General features: G+C 65.8%; 8 protein-coding genes and 1 pseudogene. 7 read left to right on the plus strand and 2 right to left on the minus strand.

Annotated features, from left to right (window positions below; translation table 11 throughout):
* Nucleotides 1-60: 60 nt before the first annotated feature.
* Nucleotides 61-1,389 carry an MFS transporter gene (locus tag LDO15_RS09520; protein ID WP_223986378.1) on the plus strand — a complete coding sequence of 443 codons (1,329 nt, stop codon included), beginning with the start codon at nucleotides 61-63 and terminating at the stop codon, nucleotides 1,387-1,389.
* 127 nt (nucleotides 1,390-1,516) lie between these two features.
* Here the strand turns inward: LDO15_RS09520 and LDO15_RS09525 are convergent, their stop codons facing one another.
* A complete protein-coding gene (locus LDO15_RS09525; protein ID WP_223986381.1) occupies nucleotides 1,517-3,100 on the minus strand; it encodes an amidohydrolase in 1,584 nt (527 codons plus the stop codon).
* Nucleotides 3,101-3,387: 287 nt separating this feature from the next.
* On the opposite strand from LDO15_RS09525, the gene LDO15_RS09530 reads away from it, so the two are divergent.
* From LDO15_RS09530 to LDO15_RS09555, 6 genes are all read left to right on the plus strand, one after another.
* Entirely contained in the window at nucleotides 3,388-5,007 is a 1,620-nt protein-coding gene (locus LDO15_RS09530) for an ABC transporter substrate-binding protein (protein ID WP_223986383.1), read from the plus strand.
* 15 nt (nucleotides 5,008-5,022) lie between these two features.
* Nucleotides 5,023-6,054: an ABC transporter permease gene (locus LDO15_RS09535; protein WP_223986386.1), complete on the plus strand. Its 1,032-nt coding sequence runs from the start codon at nucleotides 5,023-5,025 to the stop codon at nucleotides 6,052-6,054.
* The gene (locus LDO15_RS09540) at nucleotides 6,044-7,738 is read left to right on the plus strand and encodes a dipeptide/oligopeptide/nickel ABC transporter permease/ATP-binding protein (RefSeq protein ID WP_223986389.1); all 1,695 of its coding nucleotides are present in this window, start codon (nucleotides 6,044-6,046) and stop codon (nucleotides 7,736-7,738) included. The genes LDO15_RS09535 and LDO15_RS09540 overlap by 11 nt, the downstream gene beginning before the upstream one ends.
* Nucleotides 7,735-8,574, plus strand: a complete 840-nt coding sequence (locus LDO15_RS09545) for an ATP-binding cassette domain-containing protein (protein WP_223986393.1) — start codon at nucleotides 7,735-7,737, stop codon at nucleotides 8,572-8,574. The genes LDO15_RS09540 and LDO15_RS09545 overlap by 4 nt, the downstream gene beginning before the upstream one ends.
* A 142-nt stretch (nucleotides 8,575-8,716) precedes the next feature.
* Complete coding sequence (locus LDO15_RS09550) at nucleotides 8,717-9,946, plus strand: M20 family metallopeptidase (protein WP_223986395.1); 1,230 nt, start codon at nucleotides 8,717-8,719, stop codon at nucleotides 9,944-9,946.
* 45 nt (nucleotides 9,947-9,991) lie between these two features.
* Nucleotides 9,992-11,323 (plus strand): MFS transporter, encoded by a 1,332-nt coding sequence (locus tag LDO15_RS09555; RefSeq protein WP_223986397.1) that lies wholly within the window; start codon nucleotides 9,992-9,994, stop codon nucleotides 11,321-11,323.
* 585 nt (nucleotides 11,324-11,908) lie between these two features.
* Here LDO15_RS09555 and LDO15_RS09560 read toward each other — a convergent pair.
* Nucleotides 11,909-12,045: pseudogene (locus tag LDO15_RS09560) on the minus strand (NAD-dependent epimerase/dehydratase family protein); the annotation flags it as partial.
* Nucleotides 12,046-12,078 lie beyond the last annotated feature (33 nt).

Raw genomic sequence — 12,078 nt, forward strand, 5'->3', positions numbered from 1 at the left:
GCAGTACGGTCATGGTCAGAACCCATTGAACATTGAACTATCCAGCTGAGGGATCCACCCATGACAACTCCAACATCACAATCCACTGCCGTCCCGGCAGGTGCCGTTAGGGCAGCTATCGGGCCGGGACCGTCCAGCCCCGGAAAGGTTGTGGCCGCAGCCTTCATCGGCACCGCCCTTGAGTGGTATGACTTCTTCCTGTTCGGAACTACGGCCGCAATCGTCTTCGCACCGCTGTTCTTCCCCAGCGCCGACCCCGTGGCCTCCACCGTCTCGGCCTTCCTGAGCTTCAGCGCGGCCTTTGTTGCCCGGCCCATCGGTGCGATCATCTTTGGCCACGTCGGTGACAAGTACGGCCGGCGCGGCGCGCTGGTCGCGACCGTGATGCTCATGGGCGCTGCGTCCACCCTCATGGGCCTCTTGCCCACCTATGCGAGCGCGGGGGTCGTCGCCCCGATCCTGCTGACGCTGCTGCGGGCGGTCCAGGGTGTTGCCACCGGCGGCGAATGGGGCGGCGCCACCCTGATGGCCATCGAATATGCCCCCGCGAAGCGCCGCGGGCTGTACGCAGCCCTGGTGCAGCTTGGCTCGCCCGTTGGCACGTTGCTCTCCACCGGTGCCATCACCCTGGTGGCCCTGCTGCCCAAGGAAGACTTCATGGCGTGGGGCTGGCGGCTGCCGTTCATTGCCTCCATCATCCTGGTGGCCGTGGCTCTCTGGCTCCGCTGGAACGTGGAGGAAACTCCGGAGTTCCAGGAACTCAAGGCCAGCGACGGGACCAAGAAAGCTCCCGTCATTGAGCTGTTCCGCAAGTTCAAGGGAAGGCTGGCGATCGGTGTCTGCACCTATCTGGTGGGCAACGCCGGCTTCTTCATCCTGACCACCTTCATGATCAGCTACGTGACCCGGGTGCTGGGCCTGCCGTCCTCGGTGATCCTCACCGCCATGACAATCGGTGCCGTCGCCCAGATGGTCATGACAATCGTCGCCGGACGCCTTGCCGACCGCTTCGGGGCCGCCCGCGTGGGCATCATCGGCTACTCCATTTTCCTGGCCCTGGCGTTTCCCATCTTCTGGCTCGTCGACACCAGGGATCCCGGGCTGATCATCGTGGCCATGGTGCTGGCATTCGGCCCCTGTGCCATCACCTATGCCATCATCGGCGCCCTGATCGACCGGCTCTTCCCGGCGCAGGTCAAGTACACGGGCATGGGGCTGTCGGCCAACCTGTCTGCGGTTGTCGCAGGATTCATGCCGGCGCTGGCCACGGTCTTCCTGTCCCTGTCCGGGAACGCGTCCTGGGGACCGGCCACACTCCTGGTGGTCATCGGCCTGATCTCACTCGGCGGCGCCATCGCGACGTCCAAGGTGCCCGCCCGCGGCAACTAGCCGCCGCCCGTCGGTCCACCCGTAACAACAACACCCCCGCAGCCTGTTTGCGGGGGTGTTGTGTTGTCCTGAGGTTGTTGCTTCGGAGAGTACTGGCTTCCCGCAGGTCCTTTTCAGCGGGCTTTGGTCAGTCCTCGCTCCTGTACCGGACAAGCCCGTCGGTGACGGTCATCCGGACCTTCGTCGCCCTGATCTCGGCGGCGCCTGCCGCGAAGATATCGGTGTCCAGCACGGCAAAGTCGGCCAGCATCCCGGGGCTTAGCGTTCCCTTGGCGGCTTCCTCGCCCGAGGCGTAGGACGGGGCGACGCAGTACGCGTGGAGGGCCTCCTCCAGTGAGATCCGCTCCCGGGGTTCCCATCCGCCGTCGGGCTCCCCCTCAGCCGTTGTCCGCGTGAGGGCGGCATGAAGTCCGTGGAAGGGGTTGGGAAGTTCTACGGGGGAGTCCGAGCCGAAGGCCACGGTGGCCCCGGCATCCAGAAGGCTCCGCCACGCGTAGCATGCCAGGCCCCGGCCCTCCACCATGCCGAGGATGGGCAGGTCGCTGGGGCAGTGCTGGGGCTGCATGGACGCCAAGACGCCGAGGGCGGCCAGCCGCGGAACATCCGCGGGCTGCAGAAACTGGGCGTGCTCGATCCGGTGACGCAGGCCGAGCCGGGCGGTGGTGTCCCGGATTTCGGCCAGGGCGTTGAGTACCAGGCGGTTGGCGCGGTCACCGATGGCGTGGACGGCGACGGCGATTCCCGCGGAGGCGGCCCGGGTAGCCTGTCCCAGCAGGTCGGGGTAGGCGGTCACCTCCATGCCGTGGCTGGTGCCGCCCGGAAACGGTTCGCTCATGTGGCAGGTGTGGGAGCCGGCCGCGCCGTCGGCGAAAATCTTCACGGCGCCGTGCCGGATCCAACTGTCGCCCTGTCCGGTCCGAGTTCCGGCACCAATGGAGGCTTCCAGATCGTCCTGGGCCAGCAGTTTGTGGACGCGCAGGGCCAGTGCGCCCTCGGCGCGGAGGGCCCTGTAGGCGTCCAGGGCGTCAGCCCCGTCGATGTCGTGGACGCCGGTCAGGCCCAGGGACAGCAGGTACCGCTGGGCCTCCCGCAGTTGATCCGGGAGATTTCCCGAGACCCCCGATGCGGCGAGTTTCCGGACCGGGTATACGGCGCTCTCCCGCAGGATCCCGGTGGCTTCGCCGTGTTCGTCGCGGACGATTTCACCGCCCGCGGGATCCGGCGTCGTCCGGGTAATGCCCAATAGCTGCAGCGCCCGCGAGTTGGCCCACACCGTGTGGCCGTCCGCGCTGGTCAGGGCCACGGGGTTTCGCGGGCAGATGGCGTCCAGACCGGTGCGGTCCGGCTGGACCGGGACCTGCCACTTGTTGAAGTCCCACCAGCCGCCGAAAATCCACTCGCCATCCCTGTAGCGCGGCCGCACGGCACCGACGCCGGCCAGGGCTTCCGTCAGGCTCCCGGCCTGCCGCAGGTCGACCTCGTGCATGGACCGGGCCAGGCTCGCCGTGTGGATGTGAGCATCCGTCAGCCCTGGAATGACTACGGCGTTGTCCAAATCGAGGGTCCTCGTACCCGCGGGTGCATGGGCTTGGAGTTCTGCTGCCGAGCCGGCTGCCAGGATGACGCCGTCCTCCACCAGGAGGGCCCCGGCGCGTGGCTGCTTCGGATTGAGGGTATGGAACGTGGCGTTGGCGAAGAGGGTGGGGGTCACGCAATCAGGGTACGGGCGCGTTTTCGGAATGCCGCCCCGGCCCCCGCAACAATCGAGTCATATGAGGTGCCGGAGGAGCGGCCATTTCCGGTCCGCGTGGGCGCCCCGGCGCGGGCGCCCCACGCCTGCCCGCAGAACGCCGCGGTCTATGCCGTAGAGGCATCGAATATCTACAAAATGAGTCTTAGACGTTCTGAGAGATGGATCACATACTCGATCAGCAGGTGTTCGCCTCAGCTCTTGCAGGCAGCACCCGCACCCGCATCGGACCAATCGAAGGACCACTCGTGACCCAGAACCACCAGTCAGCGGCAGGCATCTCCGCCCGCCGCGGACGCAGGCTCGCTCCCTTGGCCGCCGCAGCTGCGGTTATCGCTGTCGCTGCCACCGGCTGTACCACTGGCGGCGGAACCGCCCCGGGCGCCGCCGCGGTCGGCCAGATCTCCACCGACACCATCCGTACGGTGCTGAGCGCCGACCCCACCAGCTTTGCGCCGGTCGAGGTCCGCAACGCTGACGACTACGCCGTCAACCGTCTCCTGTTCTCCACGCTGGTGCGCCGCGACGAGAACAACAGGATCGTCTCCGACCTGGCCAGCAAGTGGGACATCACCCCCACCCAGGGAACGTTTACCATTCGCGGTGGCGCCACCTGCTCCGACGGCACCCCCATTACCGCCGGCGTCGTGGCGGAATCCCTCAAGGTGTTCGCTGCCCCGGACAGCAAGTCCAGCTTCCGCCCCCTCGTCCTCGGTGATGGCCCCGCCGCAGTCACGGCCGACGACGCCGCCGGCACCGTCACCGTCAAGCTCGCCCAGCCGTGGACCGACCTCCTGCAGGGCATGAGCCTGCACGCCACCGGCATCGTCTGCCCTGCCGGACTCAAAGACCCCAAGGCCCTGACCACGGGGGACGTTGCCGGCGCGTTCTCGGGGCCGTACACCCTGAGCAAGAAGCAGCATGGCGTGGCATACACGTTCGCGCTCCGGGACGACTACAAGACCTGGCCGGCATACGAAACCAAGATCGAGGGCACTCCCGCCAAGACCACCGAGGCCAGCGTCAACGCCAACGCCAGCGCCATCTCCAATGAGCTCCTGACGGGCACGAAAGATATCGCCAACATCCGCGGCAAAGACACCACCCGCTTTGACGGCAACAAGGACTTCAGCACCCAGGTCATCCCGCAGGGCAGTCTGTACATGATGTTCAATGAGCGGCCCGGCCATCCGTTCACCGATCCGGCCCTGCGCAGAGCCCTGGCCCAGGCGCTGAACGTGACGGCCTTCAACCAGGCAGCCTCGGGCGGTCTCGGCGAAATCTATTCCTCCTTCGCCCACCCGGGCGTGCCGTGCTCCAACAAGGACACCGGCCTGCTCATCAAGACGGACCCTGCAGCTGCGCAGAAGGCCCTGGCCGGCGTCAAGATCCGCATGGTCGGTGCGCAGATCTTCGGCCCCAATGGTGCAGCCAACACCTATGTCGCCGAGGCCCTCCGGGCAGCCGGTGCTGACATTGAACTACGCAACGTGGACCTCGCCACGTGGAGCACCGACCTGACCCAGAAGCTCGACACCTGGGACGTCACCGTTATGGGCGGTATCAACGCCGGGGGCACCATGTACGGCGCACTGTCCACTGTCATCGGCACACCGGTGGAAAAGGGCGGCCTCAACTGGGGCGGCCTGGAGAACCAGCCCGTCCTGGACCTCGTGGCCAAAGCCATGACCCAGACCGACGACGCCGAACGTTGCGGGACCTACCAGGAAGCCCAGAAGATCATGATCGGCGAAGCCCACGTGATCCCGCTGGCCAGCCTTCCCTCGCAGGTGACCATCCGGTCCGGTTTCGCCATGCACACCATGAATGGCCAGCCGGACGAGAGCACCATGCGGATCACGAAGTAGCACGGAAAACAGCTCATGACTTCTTCAAGCATTGCTGAAGCTTCCCGCACTCCCGGAGTTAATGCCGGGAGTGCGGGACGCCGCCTCATCCGCCATCCGTGGGCCCGGTTCTCGCTGCGCCGGCTCAGCGGGCTACTGCTCTCGTTCGCGGTACTCACCGTCGTGACATTCCTGATCGTGCCGCTCATCCCGGGCGATCCGGCCGTGATCGCCGCCGGTGACGGCGCCAGCCCGGCGCAGATCGCGAATGTCCGGGCCGAACTCGGCCTGGACCTGCCGCTCCTCACCCAGTTCGTCAACTATGTCTCGGGCGTCCTCCGCCTGGACCTGGGAACCTCTTTCGTCAGTGGCGAGAGCGTCTCCACCCTGATCTTCACTCGATTCCCGTTCACCGCCGAGATCGCCCTGCTGGCCATTGCCCTGGTCCTGCTCGTCTCCGTGCCGCTGGGCATGGCGGTGGCCATCCTCACCCGCGGCGGGCGGAACCGGTGGCTGGACGCCGGGTTCAACTTCCTGACCAGCCTCATCTACTCGATTCCGCAGTACGTGGTGGCAACACTGCTCGTGGTGGTGTTTGCCGTGACCCTGCGATGGCTACCCGCCGCGGGGGCGGCGACCCTGAACTCGCTGGTGCTTCCCACCGCGGCCCTCATGTTGGGCCCGATCTGCGTCATCTCCCGGATTGTGCGGCGCGAAACCGCCGTGGTCCTGGACAAGGACTACATCCGGACCGCCCGCGGCTGGCGGCTGGGCGCCCTGCGCACGCATGCCCGCTACGTCCTGCCGAACCTGCTCACCACCACGCTGACGCTCTCGGGACTCATCCTCGCCGCGCAGCTCGGCGGCGCCGTGGTCATCGAAACCGTCTTTGCGTGGCCCGGACTGGGGCAGGGGATCGTTAACGCGATCCTGCAGCGAGACTATCCCGTGATCCGGGGAATCATCCTTGTCCTCGGGCTTCTGGCCACCCTCATCATCATTCTGGTGGACCTGATCCTGGCCATCATCGACCCCCGCAACCTCGGAGGAACTTCCCATGACGTCTAGGTTTAGGAGCCGGGAGTTCTGGACTCCCGCCATGGCAACGGGCGCCGCGCTGATGCTCGCACTGATTCTCATCGCCGTCATTGCACCACTGACCTTGAAGCAGGCGGCCGAACAGCTGACCCCCGACGCCGCCCAGGGACCCAGCCCCGCACACTGGCTGGGCACCGATGACTTCGGCCGGGACCTGCTGGCACGCGCCCTCGTGGCGACCCGGCTGACCCTGCTCATGACCGCCGGTGCCGCGGCTATTACGGCGGTCTCCGGCATCCTGATCGGCCTGGCCATCTGGCTCTCGGGCCGGCGTGTCCGCGAGGCCGCCCTGCGCGTCCTCGAGACCGCCGTAGCGTACCCCAGCCTGATCTTCGCGCTGGTGATCGCCGCCGTGCTGGAGCCCGGTGTCTCTTCCGCCGTCGTCGCGATCGGCATCGCCGGCATTCCCGGTTTCGTCCGGATCACGGCCAATCTGGCCTCCTCGGTGTCCAGCAGCGACTATGTGGTCACAGCGCGCCTCCTCGGCGTCAGCCCGGTCCGCATCGCGGTACGGCACATGCTGCCCAACATGGCCGAGCCCCTGCTGATCCTGTCCGCCACGGTGTTCGCGCTCTCCCTTGTTGAAATTTCCGCGTTGTCCTTCATCGGGCTCGGTGTGCAGTCGCCGGACTACGACTTCGGCCGGCTCCTGAACGACAGCCTCGGGGCCCTCTACACCCAGCCGGTCGAGGCCCTCGGCCCCTCTGTCATGATCGCCCTGACCGGGCTCTCGGTCATGCTGATCGGGGACGCGCTGGCTGCCGACGCCGATCCCCGCGCCAAGCGGAGCTTCTTCCGCCGGGTGGTCCACCAGAACCGCTCGGTGGCGGTCCCGGCGTCGGACCGCGCACTCGTGAGAGTCGAGAACCTGAAGATCGGTGTCCCCGGCGGGCCCGACCTCGTGAAGGGCATTTCGTTGAGTATCGATCCCGGTGAAGTGCTGGCCCTGGTAGGCGAATCAGGTTCCGGGAAGTCCCTCACGGCCATGGCCATCGCAGGGCTGCCCACCGAAGGCTTGACGGTGGAGGCAGACCTGCTGCGCGTGGACAACATGAACATGCTGGCTGAGCCCGACACGTCACGCTTGGCCAAAGACATCAGCATCGTCTATCAAGATCCGGGAACCACGTTCAATCCGGCCCTGCGGATGGGTTCCCAGCTCACCGAGGTGCTCCGTACCCACCTGGGCATGGGAGGCGCCCAGGCACGCCACGTCATCACCCAGGCGCTGGCCAGCGTGAACATCACTGAACCGGCCCGCCGGCTTCGGCAGCACCCGCATGAGCTCTCCGGCGGCATGCGCCAGCGGGCCATGATCGCTGCCTCGATTGTCACTTCGCCGAAGCTGATCGTCGCCGATGAGCCTACGACGGCGCTCGATGTCACCGTCCAGGCAGAAGTCCTGCGGCAATTTCGCCGCATCCGCCGGGAGCAGGGGACCGCCATGCTGTTCATCTCCCATGACCTTGGTGTTGTGGAAGCACTCTGCGACACCATCCTGGTGATGAAGTCCGGCGAAATCGTCGAGCGGCTGACGTCCGCCCAACTGGCCGCCCGAGATGTCCACCACCCCTACACCAAGGCACTGCTGGCCGCCATCCCGGTTCTGGATCGCGGCCCGGTTCCGGAAAATCCTGGAGTTCTCACGTCATGAACGCACACGCAGATGTTCTCAATGTTCCCGGAGGGCCCGGGGCCGGCTTTCAACCAGGCGGAACCGACGTTCCGATGGCCGCGTCCGTCCGCAACCTCGATGTCAGCTTCGGCGCCGCCCACGTGCTTAAGGACGTGACGCTCGCCGTCCCCGCCCGCTCCGTGGTGGGGCTGGTCGGTGAATCAGGCTCAGGGAAATCAACCCTCGGCAAGACCCTCGTGGGCATCAACAAACCGAGCAGCGGCGAAATCTTCATCGGCAGCGAGGACTTCACCCGTATGCAGGGCAAGCGCCGGCAGCAGATGCGCCGCGAAGTCCAGTACATCCCTCAGGACCCTTACTCCTCGCTCAGCCCGCGCCGAACCACAGGGCAGACTCTGGCCGAAGCGCTCGACCCGCACGGCGCGGACCCCAGAGAGCACCGGGACGCCATCGCGGCCGCACTGGAACGCGTCAAACTGGACCCGTCCGCCGCCACCCGGTATCCGCACGAGTTTTCCGGCGGGCAACGCCAGCGAATCGCGATCGCCCGGGCCCTCATGCTCAAGCCCAAACTCGTCATCGCGGACGAGATCACCTCTGCCCTGGACGTTTCAGTCCAGGCCGACGTCATCCGGCTGCTCCAGGACATGCGCGGCACCGTGGATAGCGCCATGCTGTTAATCTCGCACAACCTCGCCGTCGTCCAGCAGGTCTGCGACGAAGTGGTGGTCATGTTCCAAGGCCGCATCGTGGAACAGGGCCCCATCGACACCGTCTACCGGGACCCGCAACACGACTACACCAGGAAGCTCCTCGCCTCCGTCCCCGGCTCACCCGGCTTCGCCCTCGACTGAGGGCGCCAGCGACTGATCCATGCCGCGACGGCATGCTATTCCTGCAATATTGGTCATGGACGGCAGGTAGTACAGCTCACATACTCGAAAGAAGCCAAACCACGTTTTTGTGGATCACCTGTTCATTCGAAGGGAACACTCCGTGTCCGTCGCCAAAATTCTTGAAGATGCCCGCGCGCTCCACGGCGACATCGTTCAGTTGCGCCACGACCTGCACCGCCACCCAGAGCTGGGTCTGGAACTGCCCCGCACCCAGGAGAAGGTACTCGAAGCGCTGGCCGACCTGCCGCTGGAGATCACCCTGGGCAAGGGCCTCACCTCCGTGGGTGCCGTTCTGCGCGGTACCGCCGGAGACACGTCCGACGGCGCCGCCCGGCCGGCCGTTCTGCTACGCGCAGACATGGACGCCTTGCCGCTCCAGGAGGAATCCGGCATCCATTTCACGTCGGAGGTGGCCAACCGCATGCACGCCTGCGGCCACGACCTGCACACGGCGATGCTCGTCGGTGCGGCACGTCTGCTCGCCGAGCGCCGCCACCAACTGGCCGGCGACGTCGTCTTCATGTTCCAGCCCGCCGAAGAACTGCTGGCGGGCGCTCCGATGATGATTGAGGAAGGCATTCTGGAGCTGTCCGGCCGGCGGGCCGACGCCGCTTACGGGCTACACGTCTTCAGCGCGGGCGGCAATACGGGCCGCTTCGAAACCAAGCCGGGGGTCATGATGTCCGCCGCGGACGCGCTCTTCGTCAAGGTCATAGGCCGCGGCGGTCACGGGTCGGCGCCGCACCAGGCGCAGGACCCCGTCCCGGTTATGGCGGAAATGATCCTCGGCCTCCAGCACATGGTCACGCGCCAGTTCAACGCCCACGACCCCGTGGTGGTCTCGGTCGGAATGGTCAAGGCCGGCGAGGCCATCAACGTCATTCCGGACACCGCCGAATTCGGCGCGAGCCTGCGGATGTATTCCGACGAGGCCAGAACCAAAATGCAGTCGGCCATTCCGCGCCTGCTGGAAGGCATCGCATCTGCCCACGGGCTGGAAGTCGACATCAATTATCACGTGGGGGGACGCGTCACGGTGACGGACGAGGCCCAGACCGCATTTGCCGCCGACCAGATCACCGAACTTTTCGGCGCCGAACGCCACCACCGGCTCGCCGCACCGCTGGGCGGGTCCGAAGACTTTGCGGACGTCCTCGCCCGCGTGCCGGGCAGCTTCATCTGCCTGGACGCCACCCCGCTTGCCGGCGGCCCGGACGCGGCGTTCAACCACTCCCCGCGCGCGGCGTTCGATGACAGCGTCCTGGTTGACGGTACCGCCCTGTACACCCAGTTGGCCGTGGGCCAACTGGCCCAGCTCGCCGGCGTCTGACCTTCCCCGCTACCCCAATCCTTCCCCCAATACCAAGGACTTTTGATGATGGATCCAACAACTAACGGCATGGCGCCCCTCGCCGTGCAGGAAAAGATCCCGGCCGCCCGGGCCTCGCTCAAGGCGACCAAATCCCAGCGGCAGACTCTCGTCGCCACCGGCATGGGCAACGCTCTCGAATGGTATGACTGGGGCATCTACTCAGCCTTCGCCATCTACTTCGCCACAGAGGTCTTCAACCCCAAAGACCCCCTGGCCGCCCTTTTGGGGGCGATGGCGGTCTTCGCCGTGGGCTTCGTTGCCCGCCCAGTTGGCGGCCTACTCTTTGGCTGGATGGCGGACCATCTTGGCCGCCGCGCGTCGATGATCTCCACCGTGGGCCTCGCATCGTTCGGATCCCTGATGATCGCGCTGGTTCCCACCTACAACTCCGCAGGTGCCTGGGCCGCCGTAGTGCTTCTCACTGCCCGGCTCCTACAGGGGCTGGCCCACGGCGGTGAAATGCCCTCAGCCCAGACCTACATTGCAGAGTCCGCCCCGGCGTCCCGCCGCGGTCTCTGGTCCTCGTTGATCTACGTCTCCGGCACCTCCGGCATTGTGATCGGGCTGCTGTTCGGGGTGCTGCTGAACACAGTCCTCAGTAAGCCCGACATGCAGTCGTGGGGCTGGCGCATCCCTTTCGTTGTCGGCGCGCTCCTGGGCCTGTACACCCTGATCGCCCGTTCACGGATGAAGGAAACCGAGGCGTTCACCGCCGCGAAGGCGACCGTTCGCCAGCCGATGTGGCCGGAGATCCGCAGGAACTGGCGCTCCGCCCTCCGAGTGATCGGCCTGGGCGTCGGGGGTACCGTCTGCTACTACGTCTGGTCTGTCAGCGCGGTGCAGCAGGCTGTCCTCATCCACAAGATGGACCAGGGAACCGCACTTCTGGCCAGCGTTCTAAGCAACGTCGTACTGATCATTTCTCTGCCGTTCTGGGGCAAGTTCTCTGACCGTTTCGGCCGCCGACCCAGCCTTTTGATAGGAACCGGCGCGCCCATCATCCTCTTCCCGCTGCTGGTAAACACTGTGGGCCAGAGCTTCTGGTCCCTCTTTCTGCCGGCCACCATCATCCTGGTTTTCATGGGTGCAACGCTGTCCATTTCACCTGCGGTATTCGCAGAGCTCTTCCCCACGCGGATCCGCACAGTGGGCGTCGCTGTGCCCTACGCAGTCGCCGTGGCCGTTTTCGGCGGGACGGCACCGTATCTCCAGAACTGGGCGAATGCGTCGTTCGGTCCGGGAGGGTTCACCATCTATGTGGTGGTTCTGCTGGCAATCTCCACGCTGGTCGCGTGGAGTCTTCCGGAAACCCGGGCGAAGGACCTCACCGGATAGACCTGCGGCAAGGGCGTTTTTCAGCAAGGGGCTGATCAGTGCACGACGTCTCGTAATGTCTGTCGAACTGCAACCAGAGGGTGGACATCGTGTAGACTCCCGGCTCTGGACCCGGCCGTCGGTGATGTTGTCGGCGCCGCCGATTCGTCCTGCGATAGAGGAACGCGTCTGGCAGCGACTCCTAGGCCGCCAGGTCACGCCACAACGTCAGTGTCCCGATCAGCCGCGCCGTCGACTGCATCAGCATGCAACGTATACCGGCGTCGCCCCGGAATTGCCGGAGAGGCACGGAAGCCATGTCATTGGTCCCACCCCAATAGTTGTTCCATGCCCAAAAAGATCAGAACAGATGTTGAGGAGAACTTGTGCAATCAGACATCTCCAGTCGCCGCCCCCCAGATTTATCTGGCGGAGCTCCCGCCAGGGACTGCCCGGGTTGACGTAATTTCCGCTATCGACCGTGCTGGAGGGTCGGGGCCGGACGGAGCCTGTGCTCACACTGAAGCAGCCAACCCGCATTTCTCAGAAGACCACAGCGGCGCCGGTGCCTTCCCCGGTCCGCGGGAGTAATAGCCTTAGGCGCGTGTCGGCGACCCGGTGCAGTGATTTTTCGCTGGCGTTGATCAGGTTGTCTATCACCGCCACATCGTGCCCGGCCTCCTGCAGGACCGAACGGTGCGCGAACCAATGGAACCGGTGCCTCCGCTGACGAGAATTCTCATCCGGCTCCAAGGATGGCGGACTGGACTGTGGCG

The organism is Arthrobacter sp. NicSoilB8, from assembly GCF_019977355.1.
GTDB lineage: Bacteria > Actinomycetota > Actinomycetes > Actinomycetales > Micrococcaceae > Arthrobacter.